At 75.4% G+C, this 23,268-nt stretch carries 19 protein-coding genes; 7 read left to right on the top strand and 12 right to left on the bottom strand.

Features of this window, described 5'->3' with window-relative positions:
• Positions 1-685 precede the first annotated feature (685 nt).
• The 3 genes from CHB98_RS10535 (at position 686) to CHB98_RS10525 (ending at position 3,208) form a co-directional block, all read left to right on the top strand.
• Positions 686-1,303 (top strand): helix-turn-helix domain-containing protein, encoded by a 618-nt coding sequence (locus CHB98_RS10535; protein WP_089305541.1) that lies wholly within the window; start codon positions 686-688, stop codon positions 1,301-1,303.
• Positions 1,304-1,387: 84 nt separating this feature from the next.
• Positions 1,388-2,152: an SDR family NAD(P)-dependent oxidoreductase gene (locus CHB98_RS10530; protein WP_089305540.1), complete on the top strand. Its 765-nt coding sequence runs from the start codon at positions 1,388-1,390 to the stop codon at positions 2,150-2,152.
• Between the two features lie 15 nt (positions 2,153-2,167).
• Positions 2,168-3,208, top strand: a complete 1,041-nt coding sequence (locus CHB98_RS10525; protein ID WP_089305539.1) for a molybdopterin-dependent oxidoreductase — start codon at positions 2,168-2,170, stop codon at positions 3,206-3,208.
• 1 nt (position 3,209) lies between these two features.
• On the opposite strand, the gene hisH is transcribed toward CHB98_RS10525, so the two are convergent.
• The gene (hisH, locus tag CHB98_RS10520; RefSeq protein ID WP_089305538.1) at positions 3,210-3,848 is read right to left on the bottom strand and encodes an imidazole glycerol phosphate synthase subunit HisH; all 639 of its coding nucleotides are present in this window, start codon (positions 3,846-3,848) and stop codon (positions 3,210-3,212) included.
• A gap of 185 nt (positions 3,849-4,033) precedes the next feature.
• Between hisH and CHB98_RS10515 the strand changes: the two genes are divergently transcribed.
• On the top strand, positions 4,034-4,552 hold the full coding sequence (locus tag CHB98_RS10515; RefSeq protein WP_143425055.1) for a DUF222 domain-containing protein: 519 nt from the start codon (positions 4,034-4,036) through the stop codon (positions 4,550-4,552).
• A 236-nt stretch (positions 4,553-4,788) separates the two neighbouring features.
• On the opposite strand, the gene CHB98_RS21595 is transcribed toward CHB98_RS10515, so the two are convergent.
• From CHB98_RS21595 to hisD, 4 genes are read right to left on the bottom strand one after another with little or no spacing between them, the layout of a single operon-like run.
• Positions 4,789-4,965: a hypothetical protein gene (locus CHB98_RS21595; protein WP_179224394.1), complete on the bottom strand. Its 177-nt coding sequence runs from the start codon at positions 4,963-4,965 to the stop codon at positions 4,789-4,791.
• Between the two features lie 51 nt (positions 4,966-5,016).
• On the bottom strand, positions 5,017-5,613 hold the full coding sequence (hisB, locus tag CHB98_RS10510) for an imidazoleglycerol-phosphate dehydratase HisB (protein WP_089305537.1): 597 nt from the start codon (positions 5,611-5,613) through the stop codon (positions 5,017-5,019).
• On the bottom strand, positions 5,610-6,758 hold the full coding sequence (locus CHB98_RS10505; protein WP_089305536.1) for a histidinol-phosphate transaminase: 1,149 nt from the start codon (positions 6,756-6,758) through the stop codon (positions 5,610-5,612). Before CHB98_RS10505 ends, hisB begins: the two co-directional genes overlap by 4 nt.
• Positions 6,755-8,017, bottom strand: coding sequence for a histidinol dehydrogenase (hisD, locus tag CHB98_RS10500; RefSeq protein ID WP_245821061.1), 1,263 nt, complete (start codon positions 8,015-8,017; stop codon positions 6,755-6,757). The genes CHB98_RS10505 and hisD overlap by 4 nt, the downstream gene beginning before the upstream one ends.
• A gap of 151 nt (positions 8,018-8,168) precedes the next feature.
• On the opposite strand from hisD, the gene CHB98_RS10495 reads away from it, so the two are divergent.
• Positions 8,169-8,966, top strand: coding sequence for an LON peptidase substrate-binding domain-containing protein (locus CHB98_RS10495; protein ID WP_089305534.1), 798 nt, complete (start codon positions 8,169-8,171; stop codon positions 8,964-8,966).
• Here CHB98_RS10495 and CHB98_RS10490 read toward each other — a convergent pair.
• From CHB98_RS10490 to lspA, 5 genes are all read right to left on the bottom strand, one after another.
• On the bottom strand, positions 8,963-9,613 hold the full coding sequence (locus CHB98_RS10490) for a hypothetical protein (protein WP_089305533.1): 651 nt from the start codon (positions 9,611-9,613) through the stop codon (positions 8,963-8,965). The two genes, CHB98_RS10495 and CHB98_RS10490, sit on opposite strands and share 4 nt — an antisense overlap.
• 76 nt (positions 9,614-9,689) lie before the next feature.
• Positions 9,690-13,259 (bottom strand): DNA polymerase III subunit alpha, encoded by a 3,570-nt coding sequence (gene dnaE / locus CHB98_RS10485; protein WP_245821060.1) that lies wholly within the window; start codon positions 13,257-13,259, stop codon positions 9,690-9,692.
• Positions 13,260-13,475: 216 nt separating this feature from the next.
• Positions 13,476-14,255, bottom strand: a complete 780-nt coding sequence (locus tag CHB98_RS10480; RefSeq protein WP_089305532.1) for a CPBP family intramembrane glutamic endopeptidase — start codon at positions 14,253-14,255, stop codon at positions 13,476-13,478.
• A 6-nt stretch (positions 14,256-14,261) separates the two neighbouring features.
• Positions 14,262-15,221, bottom strand: a complete 960-nt coding sequence (locus CHB98_RS10475) for an RluA family pseudouridine synthase (protein ID WP_089305531.1) — start codon at positions 15,219-15,221, stop codon at positions 14,262-14,264.
• Between the two features lie 36 nt (positions 15,222-15,257).
• Positions 15,258-15,923 (bottom strand): signal peptidase II, encoded by a 666-nt coding sequence (gene lspA / locus CHB98_RS10470; protein ID WP_089305530.1) that lies wholly within the window; start codon positions 15,921-15,923, stop codon positions 15,258-15,260.
• Between the two features lie 98 nt (positions 15,924-16,021).
• On the opposite strand from lspA, the gene mqo reads away from it, so the two are divergent.
• The gene (gene mqo, locus CHB98_RS10465; RefSeq protein ID WP_089305712.1) at positions 16,022-17,515 is read left to right on the top strand and encodes a malate dehydrogenase (quinone); all 1,494 of its coding nucleotides are present in this window, start codon (positions 16,022-16,024) and stop codon (positions 17,513-17,515) included.
• A gap of 101 nt (positions 17,516-17,616) precedes the next feature.
• On the opposite strand, the gene CHB98_RS10460 is transcribed toward mqo, so the two are convergent.
• Positions 17,617-19,128 (bottom strand): potassium/proton antiporter, encoded by a 1,512-nt coding sequence (locus CHB98_RS10460; protein WP_089305529.1) that lies wholly within the window; start codon positions 19,126-19,128, stop codon positions 17,617-17,619.
• A 122-nt stretch (positions 19,129-19,250) separates the two neighbouring features.
• On the opposite strand from CHB98_RS10460, the gene ileS reads away from it, so the two are divergent.
• Positions 19,251-22,442, top strand: a complete 3,192-nt coding sequence (gene ileS / locus CHB98_RS10455; RefSeq protein ID WP_089305528.1) for an isoleucine--tRNA ligase — start codon at positions 19,251-19,253, stop codon at positions 22,440-22,442.
• Positions 22,443-22,461: 19 nt separating this feature from the next.
• Here the strand turns inward: ileS and CHB98_RS10450 are convergent, their stop codons facing one another.
• Entirely contained in the window at positions 22,462-23,265 is an 804-nt protein-coding gene (locus CHB98_RS10450; RefSeq protein WP_089305527.1) for a hypothetical protein, read from the bottom strand.
• Positions 23,266-23,268: the final 3 nt, after the last annotated feature.

The raw sequence follows: 23,268 nt of genomic DNA, 5'->3' as shown, positions 1-23,268 counted from the left end.
CGGTCGCGGCCGAGGGCCTCGGGACGGGAGCGGTTGCGGTGTTGCCCCCTGTAGCCGCGTTGCGCAGCGGTGCCTCGGTCACGACCGGTGTCGCGTCGGCAGGCCGGGCAGCTGCCAGTACCGAGGTCCCGCCGTTCGCAGGACGGGGCAGCGGAGCGTTGCGCGCGTCGGCATCAGGACCGCTTGCGTCGGCGGCTGTGCCAGCGTCGCCGGCGTCGCACGTAGCCTCGGCCCGGTGGTGAGGCCGCCGTGCGCGGCGACGGTCCGGCCGACGGCCGGCAACCACCGCAGGCCGATGAAGTGGACGAGGGACCCGGTCATCGGCTGGTCAGCTGCTCCTGCTCGTCGAGCAGTTCGTCGCCGTGCGCGTAGTCGCAGCACACGCCTCACGTCCTGCCGGGCGAGCGCCGAGCGGAGGTAGGTGGTGGCGCACGTCAGGTCCGTCTCGACGTCGGCATCGAGGCGGACGGCTGTGGTCACGCGGCCTGTTCGTGTCGGCGACCGCTCCTCACGGGAGCGCAACCCGATGGGTGGAACTCTCTCACTGAAGAGGAGGACGACGGAGGTGAGGGAGGTCCGACCAGTCCGCCGGGGCCCTGGCGAGGCCGGGCCGTCCTGCCGGATCACCGACCCCCGGCTCCGGCCGGACTCATCCTCCTCACCTGGACCACCAGGAGGACAAACCATGACCAGCTACAACGGCACGTTCCTGACCACCTGGCGCGGCAACCCGCCCGAGGAGCTCGTCGACCGGTTGATGGACCGGCTCGCCGACTACCACGTCGCCGTCGGCGGGCACGCCGGCCGCCTCGACGTGATCATCACCTACCCGGCCGAGACGCTGCGCCAGGCCGTGGTCACCGGCCTCGCCATCGTCGAGGCGGCCGCCGCCGAGGTGGGCCTCGACATCATCGGTGCCGACGTCCTGCCCACGCCGGACTTCGACGAGCGGTACGGGCTGCAGCGCATGCCCGATCTGCTCAGCGTGACCGAGGCGGCCGAGGTGATGGGCGTCAGCGCAGCTCGTGTCCGGCAGCTGCTGGATGCCGGCCGTCTCGGCGGCGTGAAGGCGGGCGCCACGTGGGTCGTGCCCCGGGCGGTGGCCGAGGCGCGCGCTCCAGCGGTGGCTGGCGCAGACGCCTCGGTCGAGGAGGCCCGGGACGCGGCGGCGGACCGGGTGCAGGAGGCGCACGTCGCGGCTCGGAGGCGGGCCGAGACCGCGGCCGACGAGGTCCGGGCGAAGGCCGAGGAGCGGCGGGCGAGGGTGCGCGGTCGCACCGAGCGGGAGGCCGACGAGGTCTGAGCCGCGGGACTCGGAACGTCGCGGACCTGGTCGGCCCGCCGCCGTGGGTGGCTCGTCGACTGCCCGCTGGTTGACTGCACAGCCGTGACCAGCACACCGGACTCCCGCGCCGTCCTCGTGACCGGCGCCTCCCGCGGCATCGGCCGCGCCGTCGCCTCCGCCTTCGCCGCCGCCGGCGACCGGGTGGCCGTCCACTGGGGTACCTCGCGGGACCGCGCGGAGGCGGTGCTGGCCGGGCTGCCCGGCGAGGGGCACGTGCTCGTGCAGGCTGACCTGGCCGACGCCGACGCGGTGGGCCGCATGGTGGACGACGCCGCCGCGGCGCTGGGCGGGCTGCACGTGCTGGTCAACAACGCCGGGGTGTTCACCGCCCACCCGCCGCTGTCGGTCTCCTACGAGGAGTGGCAGGCGGCGTGGTCGCGGACGCTGGCGGTCAACCTGCTCGGCGCGGCCAACGCCACCTTCCGCGCCGTCCCGCACCTGCTCGCCGCGGGCGGGGGCGCGGTGGTCAACGTCTCGAGCCGGGGGGCGTTCCGCGGCGAGCCGGACACCCCGGCCTACGGCGCCTCCAAGGCCGGCCTGAACGCCTTCGGCCAGTCCATGGCGCTGGCGCTGGCCCCGCACGGCATCTCCGTGGGCACCGTCGCGCCGGGCTTCGTGCAGACCGAGATGGCCCGCGAGGTGCTCGACGGGCCGGGCGGGGACGCCGTCCGCGCGCAGTCGCCCTACGGCCGGGTGGCCCGCCCCGAGGAGGTGGCCTCGGCGGTGCTGTGGCTGGCCTCCCCGGGCGCGCGGTTCTCCACCGGGACGATCATCGACGTCAACGGGGCCTCCTACCTGCGCAGCTGACGCACACTCGGGGGCGTGGCCGTGCTGCTCCCCCGCCGGGCCGGCCGGCGGACCAACGTCGGGCTGCTCGGCCTGCTGCTGCTCGCCGGGGGCACCGGGGTGCTGGCCTTCGCGGTCGGGTCCCCCGGGCCGGCGCGGCTGGTGGTCGCCGCGCACGGCGCGGCCGGGCTCGGGCTGCTGCTGCTCGTGCCGTGGAAGGCCGTGGTGGTGCGGCGGGCGTGGCACCGGCGCCCGGTGGGCAGCGGCGGGCTCGCCCTGGGCGTCGCCACCCTGCTGACGCTGCTCACCGGCGTCCTGCACGCGGCCGGGGTGACCGGGCCGTGGCCGTGGTCGGCCGGGGTGCCGGTGCTGCACCTGCACGTCGCCCTGGGCGTGGCCACCGGGGCGCTGGTCGCCGTCCACGCGTGGGGACGCCGGCAGCGGCCGCGGGCCACCGATCTGCACCGCCGCGGCCTGCTGCAGGCCGGCGCGCTGGCGGCGGGCGCGGCGGCGCTGTGGGGCGCCGGCGAGGGGCTGCTGCGGCTGACCGGCGCGCCGGGCGCGCAGCGGCGGGCCACCGGCTCCTTCGACAGGGGCACCGACGACCCGGCCGCGATGCCGATCACGCAGTGGTTCACCGACACCGCGCCTCCCGCTGCCGCCGGGACGGTCGAGGTGGTGGCCGCCGGCCGGCGGCTGCGGGTGCCGGTCGCCGACCTCGACCGCGGGGACACCGTCCGGGCGGTCCTCGACTGCACCGGCGGCTGGTACGCCGCGCAGGACTGGGGCGGCGTCCGCCTCGACCGGCTGCTCGCCCTGCTCGGACCCGGCCTCCCGGCCGACGGCAGCGTCGACGTCGTCTCGGTGACCGGCTACCGGCGCCGGCTGCCGCTGGCCGACGCCGGCGGCCTGCTGCTGGCGGTGTCCGCCGCGGGCCGGCCGCTGTCGGCCGGGCACGGGGCGCCGGTGCGGCTGGTGGCTCCGGGACGGCGGGGCTTCTGGTGGGTCAAGTGGGTGGCGCGGGTCGAGGTGGTCGACGCGCCCTGGTGGGTGCAGCCGCCGTTCCCTCTGCAGTGACTCAGTCCAGCGTGCCGAGCCAGTTGGCGAGCAGCTGGGCGCCGGCGTCCCCGGACTTCTCCGGGTGGAACTGGGTGGCCGACAGCGCGCCGTTCTCGACCCCCGCGACGAACCGGTCGCCGTGCTCGGCCCAGGTCACCAGCGGCGGCGCCAGCGGCGAGGGGACGCCCCCCGAGCCGAGCGGGAAGTCGCGCACGCCGTAGGAGTGCACGAAGTAGAAGCGCTGCCCCTCGAGCCCACCGAACAGCACCGTGTCCTCCGGCGCCTGCACGGTGTTCCAGCCCATGTGCGGCAGCACCGGGGCCTCGAGCTGCTCGACGGTGCCCGGCCACTCCCCGCAGCCCTCGGCGTCGTGGCCGTGCTCGACGCCGCGCTCGAAGAGGACCTGCATGCCCACGCAGACGCCCAGCACCGGCCGGCCGCCGGCCAGCCGCCGGCCGATCACGCGCGGCCCGTCGACGGCCCTGAGGCCCGCCATGCAGGCGGCGAAGGCGCCGACCCCGGGGACGACGAGCCCGTCGGCGTCCAGCGCTACCCTCGGGTCGGCGGTCACCGTGACGTCGGCCCCGACCCGGGTCAGCGCGCGTTCGGCCGAGCGGAGGTTGCCCGAGCCGTAGTCGAGGACGGCCACCTTCTTCACGCCTGCCACGGTACGTGGGAGCGGTCGCGCCCTGGACGGGATTCCCGCGAGCGGGGGTGGCGGGCGTCGCACCCGTCGCGGGCGTGTCGGCGTCCCCGCCCAGCCCGGCGCGAAATCTGTGGACACGCGCCTGAGCTGGGGATTCACGTTGTTCACGATGCCGTGTCGCGGTAGACCTCGAACACGTGATCGAGCCGGTGGGCGGTGTGGTGGACGGCTCGTCGGACGCGCTGGACGCCCTGGCCGCGGAGGACCTCGCCCCGCTGTTCGGCCCGGCGCTGCTGGAGCGGCCGCGGCTCCGGGGCGCTGATCTCCGCCGCCCGCGCCCGCTGGCCTGCGACGGCGCGGTCACGAGGATCGTGCTGGGCCCGGACGGCACCCCGCTGGACCACGGCCGCACCCACCGGCTGGTCCCCGCCCACCTGCGCCGGGCCGTGGAGGTCCGCGACCAGGGTCGTGTGTTCACCGGCTGCCAGGCGCCGACCGCATGGTGCGACGTGCACCGCGTACCGGCCTGGATCGACGGCGGGGACACCTCGCTGGCCAACTCCGCGCTGCTGTGCGAACGGCACCGCACCGAGGTCCACCACGGCTTCCGCGTCGAGCGACGACCCGACGGCCGGTGGCACACCTGGCGCCCCGACGGCACCCGGATCCCCACCGGTCCGGGCAGCACCGGACCACCCCTGACCACCGCCGCGTGACCCCGCCGACGACCAGCCACCACGCCGCGGCCGTCGCGGCGCTCCGACCTGCTGCTGCCGGCCTCACCGGCGCGATGCGGCGACCGTCGCGCGACACCTGCCGGTGTCGGCCGCCTACCCGGCAGCCGCGGTGTGGGGGCTGGCCGCTGCGTCCCCGGCCTGGCCGCGGTGCTCGGCGCGCTCGGCGTCGCGGCCGCCGCGCACCGACGGTCCTGACCGCGGTCGGGCGCCGGCGCTCACACCAGGCGCAGCACCCCGGACGCGGTGGCCAGCACGGCCGCGATCAGCAGCAGGACGGCGAAGACGACCTGCGGGCCGGTGCGGCCCCGGGTGTCGTGGTCGGCCTTCCAGATGCTCCAGGCCCCGCCGAGCAGGAAGCCGCCGAGGATGAGCAGGCCGGCGCCGTAACTCACGCGAGGCACCGGAGCGAGGTGGTGCGAGGCACCGGAGCGGGGGGCATGGCGCTACAGCGCGCCCTTGGTGGACGGCACGTCGGTCACCCGCGGGTCGATCGCGACCGCGGCCCGCAGCGCCCGCGCCAGCGCCTTGAACTGGCACTCCACGATGTGGTGGGCGTCGCGGCCGGCGTGGAGCACCCGCACGTGCAGGCTGATCCGGGCGTTGAACGCGAAGGACTCGAACACGTGCCGGGTGAGCGACGTCGGGTAGTCCGGCCCGATCACCGGCGTCATGCCCTCGGGCTCGGCGTGCACGACGTACGGCCGGCCGGACAGGTCGACGGCGGCCTGCGCGAGCACCTCGTCCATCGGGATGGTGGCGTCGCCGTAGCGGGTGATGCCCCGCTTGTCGCCGAGCGCCTGGGCGAAGGCCTGGCCGAGGGCGATGGCGACGTCCTCCACCGTGTGGTGGGCGTCGATGTGCAGGTCGCCGTCGGCCCGCACGGTGAGGTCGATGCCGCTGTGCCGGGACAGCGAGGTCAGCATGTGGTCGTAGAACCCGACCCCGGTGCTGATCGAGCTGGTGCCGGTGCCGTCGAGGTCCAGCTCGACGACGAGCTTGGTCTCGTTCGTCTCGCGCTCGACGCGTGCGGTGCGGGTCATGGGCCCGATCCTCCCAGGTGCAGCTCGCGGGCCACCTCACCCAGCGCGGTGAGGAAGGCGTCGGTCTCCTGCGGTGTGCCCGCCGTGACGCGCAGCCAGCCGGGCAGGCCGACGTCGCGGACCAGGACGTCGCGCTCCAGCAGCGCCTGCCACACCCCGGGGGCGTCGGCGAACCGCCCGAACAGCACGAAGTTGGCGTCGCTGGGCACGCTGGTCAGCCCCAGGCCGGGCAGCGCGGCGACGATCCGGTCCCGCTGCGCCTTGACCGCGTCGACGGTGGCCAGCAGCGCGTCGGTGTGCGCCAGCGCCGTCCGCGCCGCGGCCTGGGTCAGCGAGGACAGGTGGTAGGGCAGCCGCACCAGCTGCAGCGCGTCGACCACCGCCGGGTCGGCGGCCAGGTAGCCGAGCCGCAGGCCCGCCATGCCGAACGCCTTGCTCATCGTGCGGCTGACCAGCAGCCGCGGCCGGCCGGGCAGCAGGGTGAGCGCCGAGCGGGTGCCGGTGCGGGCGAACTCGGTGTAGGCCTCGTCGACGACCACCACGCCGGCGCGCCCGTGGCCGTAGGACGTGGCGTCGTGGATCCCGGTGATGGTCTCCAGCGCGACCGCGGTGCCGGTGGGGTTGTTCGGGCTGGTCACGAAGACGACGTCCGGGCGCACCTCGCGCACCTGCGCGGCGGCCTGCGCGGGGTCGATGGTGAAGTCCTCGCGGCGGTGCCCGTCGACCCACGCCGTGCCGGTGCCGGCGGAGATGATCGGGTGCATCGAGTAGGACGGCGTGAAGCCCAGCGCGGTCCGCCCGGCGCCGCCGAAGGCCTGCAGCACCTGCTGCAGCACCTCGTTGGAGCCGTTGGCCGCCCACACCTGCGCCGGCCCGACCGGCTCCCCGCTGGTGCGGGTCAGGTAGGCCGCCAGGTCCCCGCGCAGCCCCAGCGCGTCCCGGTCGGGGTAGCGGTTGAGCTCCACCGCGGCGTGCCCGAGGGCCGCGCCGAGGTCGGCGAGCAGCTCGGTGGGGAGCGGGTGCGGGTTCTCGTTGGTGTTCAGCCGGTGCCGCACCCGCAGCTGCGGGGCGCCGTAGGGCGTGCGGCCGCGCAGCTCCGGCCGCAGCGGCAGCTCCTCCAGCGACGTCCGGGGGGTGGCCGTCACGGGTGCTGCCGGGCCCGGACGGCGGCGGCGTGGGCGGGCAGGTCCTCGGCACCCGCGAGCGCGTCGACGTGCCCGGCGACGTCGGCCAGGGCCTGCTCGTCGTACTCGACGAGGTGGATGCCGCGCAGGAACGACTGCACGGACAGGCCGCTGGAGTGCCGGGCGCAGCCGCCGGTGGGCAGCACGTGGTTGGACCCGGCGATGTAGTCGCCCAGCGAGACCGGCGACCAGGCGCCGACGAACACCGCGCCGGCGTTGCGCACCCGCATCGCCACCGCGCGGGCATCCCGGGTCTGGATCTCCAGGTGCTCGGCGGCGTAGGCGTCCACCACGCGCAGACCGGCGTCGACGTCGTCCACCAGCACGATGCCGGACTGGCTGCCGTCCAGCGCCGTGGTGATCCGGTCGGAGTGCTTGGTGGCCGCCACCTGGCCGGGCACCAGGTCCAGGACGGCGTCGGCGAGCGCCTCGCTGTCGGTGACCAGCACCGCGCCGGCCAGCGGGTCGTGCTCGGCCTGGCTGACCAGGTCGGCGGCGACGTGCACCGGGTCGGCGGTGTCGTCGGCCAGGATGGCGACCTCGGTGGGGCCGGCCTCGGAGTCGATGCCGATGAGGCCGCGCAGCAGCCGCTTGGCCGCTGTCACGTAGACGTTGCCCGGGCCGGTGACCAGGTCCACCGGCTCGCAGGAGCCGGCGCCGTAGCCGAACACGGCGATGGCCTGCGCCCCGCCGACGGCGTACACCTCGCCGACACCGAGCAGCGCGCAGGCGGCCAGCACGCCGGGGTCGGGCAGTCCGCCGTGGTCGCGCTGCGGCGGGGAGGCGACCGCGATGGACTCCACGCCGGCGATCTGCGCGGGGACGACGTTCATGACCACGCTGGACACCAGCGGCGCCAGCCCGCCGGGCACGTACAGGCCGACCCGGCGCACCGGCAGCCACCGCTCGGTCACCGTGCCCCCGGGCACCACCTCGGTGGTGACGTCGGTGCGGCGCTGGTCGGCGTGCACCCGGCGGACGCGGGCGATGGACTCCTCGAGCGCGGCGCGCACGGCCGGGTCGATCCCGGCCAGCGCCGCGTCGATCGCGTCGGCCGGGACGGCGAAGTCCTCGGCGTCGACGCCGTCCAGCCGGGCGGTGATCTCCCGGACGGCCTGCGCGCCGCGCACCCGCACGTCCTCGCACAGCGGCCGCACCGTGGCCAGCACCGAGTCGATGTCGGTGGCGGCGCGGGGCAGCAGGCCGGCGAGTTCAGGCACCCCCGGCAGGGCGGATCCACGCAGGTCGATGCGGGCGAGCACGGGGTACCTCCGGAGGGAGCGAGGGAACACCCCAGGGTAGCCGCCCGGGCCCACGGGGCCCGCGTGCTGCCCGGTCGGGAGGGGCCGGCCACCCGTAGGCTCGCCTGCCGTGGACGTCATCCCGCTGTTCCCGCTGGGGACGCCGCTGTTCCCCGGGGTGGTGCTGCCGCTGCAGGTCTTCGAGCCGCGCTACCGGCGGCTGGTGCGCGACCTGCTGGAGCAGCCGGAGGGCACCGCCCGGTGCTTCGGCGTGGTCGCCATCCGCCAGGGGTGGGAGGTCGAGCACGTCGCCCCGGCCGAGGCCCTGTACGACGTCGGCTGCACCGCCCGGCTGCAGACGGTGCGGCCGCAGCCCGACGGCGGCTTCCGCGTGGTCACCGTCGGCGGGGACCGCTTCCGGCTGCTGGACCTCCTGGTCGGCGAGGACCCGCCCTACCTGCAGGCCGAGGTCGAGTGGCTGGCCGAGGAGGAGGCGGCCGAGGAGGCCGCCGGCGACCAGGAGGGGCTCGCCACCCCGCGCGGGTGGCCGGCCGACGCCTCGCACGACGACCTGGTCTCCGCGGTGGCCCGCGGCTCGATGGAGGTGCTGGTGCGCGGCGTGGGCGACCTCTTCGCCCGCTACGTCGCCGCGGTGACCGCGCTGACCGGCGAGGTCGACGGCGAGGAGCCGGACACCTCCGACCTGCTCGACGCCGTCTCCGGCGACCCGCGGGCGCTGTCCTACCTGGTCGCGTCGGCGGCGCTGCTCACCACCGAGGACCGGCAGACGCTGCTCGCCGAGTCCGCCACGCGCCGCCGGCTGCAGACGGAGTCCCGGCTGCTGCGCCGGGAGCTGACCCTGCTGGAGACCGTCGGCGCGGTGCCCGCGCCGATCCAGCGCTTCGCCGGGCCGCGCAGCGTCAACTAGAGGACCCCCTGCTCGCCGCCGCTCGCGCGCTCGCGCCGGGGCCCTGCAGAGGGCCAGCTGCCGCCATCGGGGCGGTCGAGGTCCTCGGCGGCGGTGAGCAGCGTGGCCACCACGTAGGCCAGGACGGCGACGAAGGGGGCGACCGCCAGAGCCGCGGTGGACGTCAGCTGCAGCGGGGTGACCAGCCGGGCGCCCACCTCCGCCAGCTCGGCCGCCGAGGGCCCGGCGCCCAGCACCTCCCCGAGCTGCCAGGCGGCCAGCGCGGCCAGCGCCGTCCCGGCGGCCAGACCGAGCAGGGTGGCCACCCCGCGGCGGCGGCGCAGCCGCCAGGCCACCAGGCCGGCGACCAGCCCCAGGGCGGCCAGCAGGAGGGTGTACACGGCGTCGTCGGCGATGAGCAGCTCCGTCGGCGGACGCCCGACGGGGACCGGGCCGTCCGCGGTGACCTCGAAGGTGGCCCGCGGCGCCAGCGCCCACCACAGCAGTCCGGCCGGGACACCGGCCAGCAGCAGCACCCCGGTGAGCACCAGCGAGCCGGGCAGGTCGCTGCGCAGCTCGGCGCGCCCGGGCCACCGGTGTCCCTCGGCCCACCGGGCCGGGAGGGCGGGCGGCGGCCCCGGGGGGGCGGGTGCGGGGGTGCTGTCCACGGACCCAGTGAACCCCGGCGGGCGGCCGGCCTCACCCACCGCCACCGGGGCCGCGCCCGGTGGGAGGCGGCCCCGGCTACAGCAGGGCGACGCTGGTCGGGCCCAGCAGCGCCTTGATGTCGCCCATGAGCGCGGTGCTCGGGCGCACCCGCAGACCCTGGTCCAGCCGCAGCACGGTCTCCCGGCTGCCGTTGACCAGCTTCAGCTGGACCTCGGTGGTGCCCGGGTGGCTGCCGAGGACCTCGCGCAGCCGCTCGACGACCGGCGGGGTGCAGCGGGCGGCGGCCATGGACACCAGCACCGGGCCGCGGGCGCCCTCGGTGAGCTCGGGGATGGTGACCTCGGAGCCGAACAGCGACGGCTGGTCGTCGCGCCGGCTGATCCGGCCCTTGACCACGACGATCTGGTCGCGGACGACCTTCTCGGAGACCTCCGCCCAGGTCTTGGGGAAGAACAGCACCTCGATGCCGGACTCGAGGTCCTCGACCGTGGCGATGGCCCAGGGCGCGCCCTGCTTGTTGGTCCGCGGGGCGACCGACGTCAGGATCCCGGCGATGGTGACGTTGGCGCCGTCCTCGACGCCGCCGGCGTTGATCTCGACGATCGGGGTGTCGGCGTTCGCGGCGAGCACGTGCTCCACGCCGTGCAGCGGGTGGTCGGAGACGTAGAGGCCGAGCATGTCGCGCTCGAACACCAGCCGCTCGGACTTCGACCAGTCCGCGGTGGGGACGGCGATGTCCAGCGCCCCGCTGAAGGGGTCGTCGCCGGCGTCGCCGAAGCTGCCGAACAGGTCGAACTGCCCCTCGGCCTCCTTGCGCTTGAGGGCCATCGCGGAGTCCACGGCCTGCGCGTGGACGGCGACGATGCCCTGCCGGGAGTGGCCGAGGGAGTCGAAGGCCCCGGCCTTGGCCAGCGACTCGACGACCTTCTTGTTGCAGGCCACCGTGTCGATCTTGCGCATGAAGTCCGCGAAGTCCTTGAAGGCGCCCTTCTCCTCGCGGGCCCGGCGGATCGAGTCGACGACGTTGTGCCCGACGTTGCGCACCGAGGCCAGGCCGAAGCGGATGTCGGTGCCGACGGCGGTGAAGTCCCAGGAGGACTCGTTGACGTCCGGCGGGAGCACCTTGATGCCCATCCGCCGGCACTCGGCCAGGTAGACCGGCCGGCGGTCCTTGTCGTCGCCGACGCTGGTGAGCAGCCCGGCCATGTACTCGGCCGGGTAGTTGGCCTTGAGGTGGGCCGTCCAGTACGACACCAGGCCGTAGGCGGCCGAGTGGGCCTTGTTGAACGCGTAGTCGGCGAACGGGACGAGGATGTCCCACAGCGTCTTGACCGCCGCGGCGGAGTAGCCGCGCTCCTTCATCCCGGCCTCGAAGCCGACGAACTCCGCGTCCAGGACCGACTTCTTCTTCTTGCCCATGGCCCGGCGCAGCAGGTCGGCCTTGCCGAGGGAGTACCCGGCGACCTTCTGCGCGATCGCCATGACCTGCTCCTGGTAGACGATCAGGCCGTAGGTGGTGCCGAGGATGTCCTCGAGCGGCTCGGCCAGCTCCGGGTGGATCGGCGTGATCTCCTGCTGGCCGTTCTTGCGCAGCGCGTAGTTGGTGTGCGAGTTCGCGCCCATCGGGCCGGGGCGGTAGAGCGCGCCGACGGCGGAGATGTCCTCGAAGTTGTCCGGCCGCATCAGCCGCAGCAGCGAGCGCATCGGGCCGCCGTCGAACTGGAACACCCCGAGGGTGTCCCCCCGGGACAGCAGCGCGTAGGTGGCCGGGTCGGTGAGGTCCTTGCTGATCTCGTCGAGGTCGACCGGGTCCTTGCCGTTGGCCACGATGTTGCGCAGCGCGTCGTCGATGACGGTGAGGTTGCGCAGGCCCAGGAAGTCCATCTTCAGCAGGCCGAGCGTCTCGCAGGTCGGGTAGTCGAACTGCGTGATCACCGCGCCGTCGGCCTCGCGCCGCATGATCGGGATCGAGTCGATCAGCGGGTACCGGCCGATGATGACGCCGGCGGCGTGCACGCCCCACTGGCGCTTGAGGCCCTCGAGCTTGCGGGCCTGGTCGACCACCTCGGCCGCGCCCGGGTCGGACTCGTAGCGGGCGCGGAACTCCGCGGCCTCCTTGTAGCGCGGGTGGGCCGGGTCGAACACCCCCGACAGCGGGATGCCCTTGCCCATCACGTCCGGGGGCATGAGCTTGGTCAGCTCGTCGCCCACCGAGTAGGGCCGGTCCAGCACGCGGGCGGCGTCCTTGATCGCGGCCTTGGCCTTGATGGTGCCGTAGGTGACGATCTGGCTGACCCGCTCCTCGCCGTACTTCTGCGAGACGTACTGGATGACCTCGCCGCGGCGGCGGTCGTCGAAGTCGATGTCGACGTCGGGCATGGAGACCCGCTCGGGGTTGAGGAACCGCTCGAAGATCAGCCCGTGCGCCAGCGGGTCGAGGTCGGTGATGCCCATCGCGTAGGCGGCGAGCGACCCGGCCGCCGAGCCGCGGCCCGGGCCCACCCGGATGCCGTTGTCCTTGGCCCAGTTGATGAAGTCGGCGACCACGAGGAAGTACCCCGGGAAGCCCATCTGGGTGATGATCCCGACCTCGTAGTCGGCCTGCGCGCGCACGTGGTCGGGGATGCCGCCCGGCCAGCGCTTGTGCAGGCCGCGCTCGACCTCCTTGACGAACCAGGAGGTCTCGTCCTCCCCCGGCGGCAGCGGGAACCGGGGCATCAGGTCCGCGCCCTCGGTGAACTCCACCTCGCACTGCTCGGCGACCAGCAGCGTGTTGTCGCAGGCCTCGGGCACCTCGCTGAACAGCGCGCGCATCTCCGCGGCGGACTTCAGGTAGTAGCCGTCGCCGTTGAACTTGAAGCGGTTGGTCTCGTTGAGGCGCGACCCGGTCTGGATGCACAGCAGCGCGTCGTGCGCCTCGGCGTCCTCGCGGTGGGTGTAGTGCAGGTCGTTGGTGCCCAGCAGCGGGATGCCCAGCTCCCGGGCGATCTCCAGCAGCGCCGGGCGGGTCTTCTTCTCGATGGCCAGCCCGTGGTCCATGACCTCGGCGTAGAAGTTCTCCCGGCCGAAGATGTCCTGGAAGTCGGCGGCGGCCTGGCGGGCGCGGTCGCGCTTGCCGGCCCGCAGCCACATGTTGACCTCGCCGGACGGGCAGCCGGTGGTGGCGATCAGGCCGGTGCCGTAGCGCTCCAGCAGGTCCCGGTCGAACCGCGGCTTGCGGTACTGCCCCTCCAGGCTGGCCATCGAGGAGATGCGGAAGAGGTTGTGCATCCCCTCCGTGGTGCGCGCCAGCAGCGTCATGTGCGTGTAGGCGGCCTTGCCGCGCGAGGACCCGCCCTCGCCGTCCTCGTCGATGAGGTTGTCGCCGAAGTCGAACGGCGCCCGGTCGAACCGGGAGCCGGGCGTGTAGTAGCCCTCCATGCCGATGATCGGCTTCACGCCGGCGTTCTTCGCCTGCTTGTAGAAGTCGTAGGCGCCGAAGACGTTGCCGTGGTCGGTCATCGCCAGCGCGGGCATCCCCTCGCGGGCGGCGGCCGCGGTGACCTCCGGCAGCTTGGCCGCGCCGTCGAGCATCGAGTACTCGGTGTGCACGTGCAGGTGCACGAAGGAGTCGGAAGCGCCGGGTCGGGGGCCGGTGGTGCTCACGGGCTCAGGTGCTCCTCACGGGTCGTTCGTGCCCGGCCGTCGGGGATCGGAGCGGGCGACCGGCGGGGAAGACCGGCGGTGCTGTGGTCCGGGGTGCGGGCCGGGGGCGGACCCGATCCTCGCACCACGGTGGTCTACTCCGGGGGACCGACAGGTCGGTGTCCGGTCACAGCGGCCGGCGCGCCGGGGCGTGCGCGGCGGGGGCCCCGGCGGCGTTCACGCCGGCCCCGGGACGGCGTCGGGCAGCGCCGCGGCGGGCACCAGCAGGAAGCGCAGGTCGATGAGCGCGTGCAGGAGCACCGGCAGCAGCAGCGACCCGGTGCCCAGGTGGAGGGCGGCCATCACGCCGCCGAGGACGCCGGTGGCCACGACGCCGGCGACCCCCTGGTAGGCGTGCGCCAGCCCGAAGGCCAGCCCGCCGAGGACGACCAGCACCGGCGTGGCCAGCCCGCCGCCGACCGCGGCGACGACGGCGAGCAGGAAGCCGCGGTAGAGCCACTCCTCGCACACGCCGGCGGTGACGCCGACGACGGTGAACAGCCGCCGCTCGGCGGGCGTGCGCGGCAGCAGCGCGAGGGTGGCGTGCGCGGCCGGCTCGGCGTGCCGCCCCTCGCCCGGCCGGGGCACCGCGGCGGTCAGGGCGCCCGAGCGCAGCGCCCGGGTGGAGAGGACGACGAAGGCCAGCACCAGCACGGTGGCCGCGGCGGTCAGCGGGCCGGGCCACGACTGCGGCCAGCGCAGCCCCACGGCCCCGGCGTCCACCCCGGGGGCGGCCAGCCACACCACGAGCGCGACCGCGGCCAGCCCCCACTCCAGCACCAGCAGCCGCGCGTAGAAGGACCGGCGGGCGCGGGCGTCGGTGCGCAGCCGCCCCTCGAAGCGGCGGTGCAGCACGTACCCGACGAGCGGCTCCCCGACGACCAGGTACCCGGCGACGACCACCGCCGACAGCGCGGCCGGGCCCCAGCCGGCGAGCGACCCGGGCAGCCCGGTCACCGCTGCTCAGGCCTCGGCGCGCAGGACGTCGAGCGCGCCGGCCAGGTCGGGCGGGAAGGGGCTGGTGAACTCCACCCAGCGCCCGTCGGCCGGGTGCGGGAGGCCCAGCCGCGCGGCGTGCAGCCACTGCCGCGAGACGCCCAGCCGGGCGGCGAGGGTCGGGTCGGCGCCGTAGGTGGTGTCACCGACGCAGGGGTGGCGCAGCGCGGAGAAGTGCACCCGGATCTGGTGGGTGCGGCCGGTCTCCAGCCGGATGTCGACCAGGCTGGCGGCCGGGAAGGCCTCCACCACCTCGTAGTGGGTGACCGACGGCCGGCCGCCCTGGACGACGGCGAAGCGCCAGTCGTGCTTCGGGTGCCGGTCGATGGGGGCGTCGATGGTGCCGCGCGAGGGATCGGGGTGGCCCTGCACGAGGGCGGCGTAGCCCTTCTCGACGGTGCGCTGCTTGAACGCCGCCTTGAGCGCGGTGTACGCCCGCTCGCTCTTGGCCACGACCATCAGCCCCGTCGTCCCGGCGTCCAGCCGGTGGACGACGCCCTGCCGCTCGGCCGCCCCGGAGGTGGCGATGCGGTAGCCGGCCGCGGCCAGCCCGCCGATCACGGTGGGGCCGTCCCAGCCGGGGCTCGGGTGCGCCGCCACGCCGACGGGCTTGTCGACCACCACCAGGTCGTCGTCGTCGTGGACGACGGTCAGCCCGGCGACCGGCTCCGGGGCCGCCGGCTGGGTCGGGTGGGCGTGCGGCAGCGGGGGCAGCTCCACCTCCAGCCAGGACCCGCCGCTGACCCGGTCGCCCTTGCCGCGCACCCGGCCGTCGAGGACGACGCGGCCCTCGTCGGCGAGGTCGGCGGCCGCGCCGCGGGACAGCCCGAACAGCCGGGACAGCGCCTGGTCGACGCGCTGGCCCTCGAGCCCGTCGGGCACCGGGAGCGCCCGGTGCTGGCCGGCGGGTGTGCTCACGGCGTCCATTCTGCTCACGGCGCCGGGCCGTCGCGGCGGCGCAGGTCAGCCGCGCGCCGGGGCGTCGTCCCCGGCGTCGCGGCCGGTGCTGCGCGTGCCGTCGAACTCGATCCCGCGCAGCGCGAGCACGACGCCCAGGACGCCGCCGCAGACGATCGCGGAGTCGGCGACGTTGAACACCGGGTAGACCTCGCCGTCCGGCGCGAACACGGAGACGAAGTCGACGACGCCGCCGCGCAGGAACCCCGGCTCGCGGAAGACGCGGTCGACCAGGTTGCCCAGCGCCCCGCCCAGCACCAGGCCCAGCGACACGGCCCAGCCGGTGGACCGCAGCCGGCGCGCGGTGCGCACGATGACCACCGCGACGGCGACCGCGATGAGCGTGAAGACGATGGTGAAGCCCTCCGCGAAGGAGAACGCCGCACCGGTGTTGCGGGTGTGCGTCAGGTACAGCGCGCCGCCGAGCAGCCGGATGTCCTCCCCCCGCTCGACGGTGGCGACCACCAGCAGCTTGGTGGCGAGGTCGACGGCGAGGACGGCCAGCGCCAGGAGGAGGAGCAGCCGGGTGCGGGGGCGGCGTCCCGCGGCCCCCGCGACGGCGCTGTCCGGGGTCTCGCTGGCTTCGGACAGGGGAGCTCCTCGGTCGGGTGGTCGGCGGGCCGGGGACCGCCGTCCCGACCTTAGCCGCGGCGCCGGTGTGACCCTTCTCATGACCCTGTGCGACGCAAGTCACCACGCGCGGTGAGGTGTCGGCCCCCGAGTTGGCCGACGTTGGGGAGGCCGCAACTCCCCGAGACCGGAAGGTGCTCGTGTCCACCGAACCGGCCCCCGCCACCGACCCCGACGTGGTCCTCGTCGGCGGTGGCGTCATGAGCGCGACGCTGGCGTCGCTGCTCGGCGTCGTCGCCCCCGACTGGAGCGTCACGGTCTTCGAGTCCGGCCCCGCGGTGGCCGGCGAGAGCTCCGACGCCTGGAACAACGCCGGCACCGGCCACGCGGCGCTCTGCGAGCTCAACTACACGCCGGCGGGCCCGGACGGCACGGTCGACGTCGGCAAGGCCGTGGCGATCAACGAGCAGTTCGCCGTGTCCCGGCAGTTCTGGTCGCACCTGGTCCGCTCCGGGCTGACCGGCTCACCCAAGGACTTCATCACCCCCGTCCCGCACGTCGGCTTCGTGACCGGTGAGGCCGGCCGGGCCTACATGCGCGCCCGCCATGCGGCGATGACCGCGCGGCCGGTGTTCGAGGGGCTGGAGTACACCGACGACGCCGACGTCCTCGCCGGGTGGGTGCCGCTGGTGATGGCCGGGCGCCCGGCCGACCAGGTGGTCGCCGCCACCCGCGCTGCCGCCGGCACCGACGTCGACTTCGGGTCGCTCACCCGGCTGCTGTTCGGCGCCGCGGAGGACCGCGGCGTGCACGTGCACGTGCACCAGCGGGTCACCGACGTGCGGCGCCGCGACGACGGCCGCTGGGCGGTGACCGTGCGCGACACCCGCAGCGGCGAGCGGCGCACCGTCCGCACCCGGTTCCTGTTCGTCGGGGCCGGCGGCGGCGCGCTGCCGCTGCTGCAGAAGGCCGCCCTGCCGGAGATCCGCGGCTTCGGCGGCTTCCCGGTGAGCGGGCTGTTCCTGCGCACCCGCTCCCCCGAGCTGGTGTCGGCCCACCAGGCCAAGGTCTACGGCCAGGCCGCCGTCGGCGCGCCGCCCATGTCGGTGCCGCACCTGGACCTGCGGCTCATCGACGGCGACCACTCGCTGCTGTTCGGCCCGTACGCCGGCTTCTCGCCGCGGTTCCTCAAGGCCGGCTCGGTGTTCGACCTGCCGCGCAGCGTCACGGCGGACAACCTGGCCTCCATGCTCGGCGTGGCCCGCACCGAGCTGGCGCTGACCCGCTACCTGGTCGGCGAGCTGCTGCAGTCGCGCGCGGACCGGCACCGCACCCTCACCGCCTTCGTGCCGCGCGCCGAGCAGGCCGACTGGGACGTGGTCACCGCCGGCCAGCGGGTCCAGGTGATCAAGCGCGACCCGGCCACCGGCCACGGCGTGCTGCAGTTCGGCACCGAGCTCGTCGTCGGCGGCGACGGCACGATCGCCGGCCTGCTGGGGGCCTCCCCCGGGGCCTCGACCGCCGTGTCGGCGATGCTGACCGTGCTCGAGCGCTGCTTCCCCGACCGGATCGCCGCCTGGCGGCCGCTGCTGCAGGAGGCGATCCCCTCCTACGGCCGCCGGCTGGACGACGACCCGGTGCTGCTGGCCGAGGTCCGCACCGAGACGATGCAGACCCTGGAGCTCACGGGCTGAGCCGGCCCTGTCGGGGCTGCCGGCCGACACCGCGACCACGTGCCCGGGAGGACCTCCCGAGGAGCCGCTGCCGAGTGCCGTCCCCGGCCGGGCACGTCCCCCTAGTCCACCTCGGTGGCGGTGCCGGTCTCGCCGCGCCAGCTGGCCAGCCGGCCGGCCCGGCTGACCGCCCGCAGCCGGCGCTCGGCCTCCGCGCGGGACTGCCGGGCCGACACCAGCAGCGCCTGGTCCCCGCGCATCAGCCGGGTGGTCGGGCCGGGCACGAAGGACCGGCCGTCCCGGACGATGAGCACCACCGCGGCGTCCTCGGGCAGCCGCAGCTCGGGCAGGTAGACGCCGTGCAGCCGGGAGCCCTCGGGCACGGTCAGCTGCATCAGTTCGGCGTCCAGCTCCTCCAGCGGCGCGGACTCCACGTCGACGTCCCGGGGGGTCACCGGCGTGGCGATGCGGAGCCGCCGGGCCACCCGGGGCAGCGACCACCCCTGCACCACGGTGAAGACCACCACCAGCACGAAGACGGTGTCGAAGACGAAGGCGGCGCCGGGCACCTGGGCGGTGAGCGGGAAGGTGGCCAGCACGATGGGGACCGCACCGCGCAGCCCGGCCCAGGAGATGAAGACCTGCTGCCGCCACGGCATCCGGAACCACACCAGGCTGAGCGCCACCGACAGCGGCCGGGCCACCAGCGTCAGGGCGACGCCGACGAGCAGCGCCGGACCCAGCGCCTCGGGCAGCCGGCTCGGGGAGACCAGCAGGCCGAGCAGCACGAACAGCCCGATCTGCGCCAGGGACGCCATGCCCTCGGCGAACCCGATGCTGGCGGCGCGGTGCGGCAGGGCGGCGTTGCCGAGCACCAGCCCGCACAGGTAGACCGCGACGAAGCCGGAGGTGTGCAGCAGGTCGGCCAGCGCGAAGGCCAGCACGCACAGCGCCAGGGTGGCCAGCGGGTAGAAGCCCGACAGCGGCAGCGCCGAGCGGCGCAGCAGCCAGGCCCCGGCGAACCCCAGGCCCACGCCGATGACCGCGCCGCCGGCCAGCTCGCCCACGATGACCAGCTCGGTCACCCACCAGGACGTCTCGTCCCCGCCGGTCAGCCGCTCGGCCAGGACGACGACCAGCAGGATGACCGGGGCGTCGTTGAGGCCGCTCTCCACCTCCAGCGCGGCGACCATCCGCCGCGGCAGCGGCAGCCGGCGCAGCGTGGCGAACACCGCCGCGGCGTCGGTGGAGCTGACCACCGCGCCGAGCAGCAGGGCGAACGGCCAGTCCAGGCCGAGCAGCCACACCGCGATCGCCGCGGTGGTGCCCACGCTGACGGTGACGCCGACCGTCGACAGCGCCAGCCCCGGCCCGACGGCGCGGCGGACGTCGGCCCAGCGGGTGGTCAGGCCGCCCTCGGCGAGGATGACGACCAGCGCGGCGACGCCGAGGGTCTGGGTGAGCGCGAAGTCCTCGAACTCCACGCCCAGGCCGCTCTCCCCCAGCGCCACGCCCAGGGCGAGGTAGAGCAGCAGGCTGGGCAGGCCGAGCCGGTCGGCCACCCGCAGCGCGATCGCGGACACCAGGACGACGGCGGCGCCCACGGCGAGCGCGACGGTGACCGTCGTGTTCACCGCGCGCGCCCGTCCACCGCCGCAGTCTCCCGTACCCCGAGGCCAGGGCCGTCCCGCGACCGGCGGGCAGTGCGGCGGACGGGCTCGGCGATCCCGCTGGCGGCCTCGGGGATGATGGGGCGGTGAGCTCACCCGGCCCCTTCCGCGCGCTCCCCCCGCAGGTCGACCTGCCCGCCCTGGAGCAGCAGGTCCTGGACCGCTGGGAGGCCGACAAGGTCTTCGCCCGCTCGCTGGAGGCCTCCGCGGGCCGGCCGCAGTGGGTCTTCTACGAGGGCCCGCCCACCGCCAACGGCCGGCCGGGCACGCACCACATCGAGGCGCGCGCGTTCAAGGACGTCTTCCCCCGCTTCAAGACGATGCAGGGCTGGCACGTGCCCCGCCGGGCCGGCTGGGACTGCCACGGCCTCCCGGTGGAGATCGCCGTCGAGCAGGAGCTCGGCTTCGCCGGCAAGCCGGACATCGAGCGCTACGGCATCGCACAGTTCAACGCCCGCTGCCGGGAGTCGGTGGAGCGGCACGTGGGCGACTTCTCCGAGCTGACCCGGCGGATGGGCTACTGGGTCGACCTGTCCACCGCCTACTGGACGATGGACCCCGCCTACGTGGAGAGCGTCTGGTGGTCGCTGCAGCAGGTGCACGCCAAGGGCCTGCTGGTCGAGGACCACCGGGTGGCGCCCTACTGCCCGCGCTGCGGCACCGGGTTGAGCGACCACGAGGTCGCCCAGGGCTACGAGTCGATCACCGACCCGTCGGTGTACGTGCGGCTGCCGGTCACCGACGGCGAGTGGGCCGGCCGGGCCGACCTGCTGGTGTGGACGACGACGCCGTGGACACTGCCCAGCAACACCGCGGTGGCGGTCAACCCCGACGTCACCTACCTGGTCGCGCGCGACAACTCGGACCCGACCCGCCCCACCCTCGTCGTCGCCGAGCCGCTGCTCGACTCCGTCTTCGGCGACACCGAGGACGTCGAGGTGCTGGCCCGCACCGCCGGGCGGGACTGGGAGCGGGTGCACTACCGCCGCCCGTTCGACCTGGTCGACTTCCCCGAGGGGGACGCGCACTTCGTCGTCCTCGCGGACTACGTGACCACCGACGACGGCACCGGGCTGGTGCACCAGTCCCCCGCGTTCGGCGCCGACGACCTCGCGGTGTGCCGCGGCTACGGCCTGCCGGTGGTCAACCCGATCGACGCGACCGGGCACTTCCTGGCCGACGTCCCCCTGGTGGGCGGGCACTTCTTCAAGGCCGCCGACGCCGCGCTGGTCGAGGACCTGCAGGCCCGCGGCGTGCTGTGGCGCGAACAGCGCTACGAGCACAGCTACCCGCACTGCTGGCGGTGCCACACGCCGCTCATGTACTACGCGCAGCCGTCCTGGTACATCCGCACGTCGGCGGTCAAGGACCAGCTGCTCGCCGAGAACGGGAAGACCCGCTGGCACCCCGAGACCATCCAGTGGGGCCGCTACGGCGACTGGCTGCGCAACAACGTCGACTGGGCGCTGTCGCGGGACCGCTACTGGGGCACGCCGCTGCCGGTGTGGCGCAACGACGCGGACCCCTCGCGGGTGGTCGTCGTCGGCTCGCTGGCCGAGCTGTCGGAGCGGACCGGCCGGGACCTGTCCGGCCTGGACCCGCACCGGCCGTTCATCGACGAGGTCACCTTCACCGTGCCCGGCGAGGAGGGCACCTACCGGCGGGTGCCGCAGGTCATCGACGCCTGGTACGACTCCGGCGCGATGCCCTTCGCCCAGTGGGGGGCGCCGCACCGGAACCGGGCGGAGTCCGAGGCGGCCTACCCGGCGCAGTTCATCGCCGAGGCCATCGACCAGACCCGCGGCTGGTTCTACTCGCTGATGGCCGTCGGCACGGTGGTGTTCGGGCGCAGCTCCTACGAGGACGTGCTGTGCCTGGGCCACATCCTGGCCGAGGACGGCCGCAAGATGAGCAAGCACCTGGGCAACATCCTCGAGCCCATCCCGCTGATGGACCGGCACGGCGCCGACGCCGTCCGCTGGTTCATGCTGGCCGGGGGCTCGCCGTGGTCGGCCCGCCGGGTCGGGCACGAGACGCTGTCCGAGGTGGTCCGCAAGGTGCTGCTCACCTACTGGAACACCGCCAGCTTCTTCACCCTGTACGCGGAGACCAGCGGCTGGGACCCGTCGGCCTCCCCTGCTCCGGCGCCCGCCGACCGGCCGCTGCTGGACCGCTGGGCGCTGGCCACCCTCGCCGAGGTCACCGACGGCGTCACCGCGGCGATGGAGGACTTCGACACCGCCGGCGCCGGCCGGCTGATCGCGCAGTTCGTCGACGACCTGTCCAACTGGTACGTGCGCCGCTCCCGGCGGCGGTTCTGGGACGGCGACCCGGCCGCGCTGGCCACGCTGCACGAGGTGCTCGACGCGCTGACCCGGATGATGGCGCCGTTCACCCCGTTCGTCACCGAGGAGGTGTGGGCCCGCGCGGTCGCGCCGGGTCTCGCGGACGCGGGGGGCCAGGCGCCCGTGGACTCCGTGCACCTGGCCTCCTGGCCGGCCGCCGACGCCGGCGCCCGGGACCCACGGCTGGTCGAGCAGGTGGCGCTGGTGCGCCGGCTGGTCGAGCTGGGCCGCTCGGCCCGCACGAGCGCCAGGGTGCGCACCCGCCAGCCGCTGGCCCGCGCGGTCGTGGCGGCCCCGGGCTGGGCGGACCTGCCGCGCGACCTGGTGGCCGAGGTCGCCGACGAGCTCAACGTGGCCGAGCTGACCGACCTGTCCGCGGTTGGCGGGGACCTGGTCGACGTGTCGGTCAAGGTCGACTTCCGCGCCGTCGGCCGCCGGCTGGGCGGGCGGGTGCAGGCGGTGGCGAGGGCGGTCGCCGCCGCCGACGCGGCCGCCCTGGTGGCCGCCTACCGCGCCGGCACGGCGGGCGTCGAGGTGGACGGCGAGACCGTCCCGCTGGAGGACGGCGACCTGGTGGTGACCGAGACCCCGCGGGAGGGCTGGACGGTGGCCAGCGGCGGCGGGCTCACCGTCGCGCTGGACCTGGAGCTGACCCCGGAGCTGGAGCGGGCCGGGCTGGTCCGCGAGGCGGTGCGGCTGGTGCAGGAGGCCCGCAAGACCAGCGGGCTGGCCGTCAGCGACCGCATCGAGCTGTGGTGGACCGCCGGCGACGGGTCCGGTGGTGAGCAGATGGCCCGGGCGCTCACCGAGCACGGCGCGCAGGTGGCCGAGGAGGTGCTCGCCGTGCGGGTGCACGCCCAGCAGCCGGGGGACGGCGACGGGGTCGAGGGCCCGGCCGGCTCCCGGTTCTGGCTGGCCCGCGCCGGCGGGTGAGACCGCGCGCGCCTGCTGGCTAGCCGCGCGCGGCACGCCGGCGGGAGCGCTCCACGTCGGCGAGGTGGCGCACCGGGCGGCAGGCGGCGCACGGCGTGAACCCGTCGGTGCGCGCCTCGACCATGGGCAGCGGCACCGTCGCCCGGCCGTCGAGGGTGGGGCAGCCGGCGACGTGGTAGCGGGGGTGCTCGTCGACGACCAGGACCTCGTCGGCGAGGTCGACGACGAGCAGCAGGTCGGTGACCTCGACGTCCTCCTCGCCGGGCTCACCGGACCGCGGGTCGACCGTGGCGCCCCGGGCCTCGTGCGCGCCGCGGCGCCGCGGCACCTCGTCGTCGGCCTCCTCGTCGGCCTCCTCGTCGGTCTGCTCGTCGGGAGCCGGGTCGTCGACGTCGTCGTCCGGGTCGTCGGCGGCCGCGTGCGCGGCGTGTCCCCTGGCCGGCGCCGCGGGGGGTGCCTGCGCGGGTGGCCCCTGGGCCGGTGGCGCGGCGGCCAGTGGCGGCTCCGCCCGCAGTGCGGTGGCACCGGCCAGGGTCACGGCGGGCTGGGGCGTGGTGTCCGCCGCCATCCCGTCCGCCGCCGTGCTGTCCGCCGCCGTGCTGTCCGCCGTGGTGTCGTCCTCCACCGCCGGCGCGGCCCCGGGTGCGGGGCCGGGGGCCGGCCCGGGCCCGCGCGGGGCGCGCACCCAGCCGACGACCAGGACGGCCGCCGCCACCCCGCACACCGCCACGCACGCCCAGTACAGGCCCTCCGAGCCGGTGACGACGCCGCCGAGGAAGAGCGCCAGGCCCACCAGGACCAGCAGACCGGCGGCGACGACCACCCG

This window comes from Geodermatophilus pulveris (genome assembly GCF_900188375.1).
Classification (GTDB): domain Bacteria; phylum Actinomycetota; class Actinomycetes; order Mycobacteriales; family Geodermatophilaceae; genus Geodermatophilus; species Geodermatophilus pulveris.
Note: the sequence above shows the minus strand (reverse complement) of the source record. Positions and strands in the feature narration are given on the sequence as shown.

Excerpts from the sequence above, each read along its gene's own strand:
- CHB98_RS10535 (WP_089305541.1), top strand. The coding sequence starts at position 686 with ATGACCAGCTACAACGGCACGTTCCTGACCACCTGGCGCGGCAACCCG.
- hisB (WP_089305537.1), bottom strand. The coding sequence starts at position 5,613 with ATGACCCGCACCGCACGCGTCGAGCGCGAGACGAACGAGACCAAGCTC.
- CHB98_RS10475 (WP_089305531.1), bottom strand. The coding sequence starts at position 15,221 with ATGGACGCCGTGAGCACACCCGCCGGCCAGCACCGGGCGCTCCCGGTG.
- lspA (WP_089305530.1), bottom strand. The coding sequence starts at position 15,923 with ATGAGAAGGGTCACACCGGCGCCGCGGCTAAGGTCGGGACGGCGGTCC.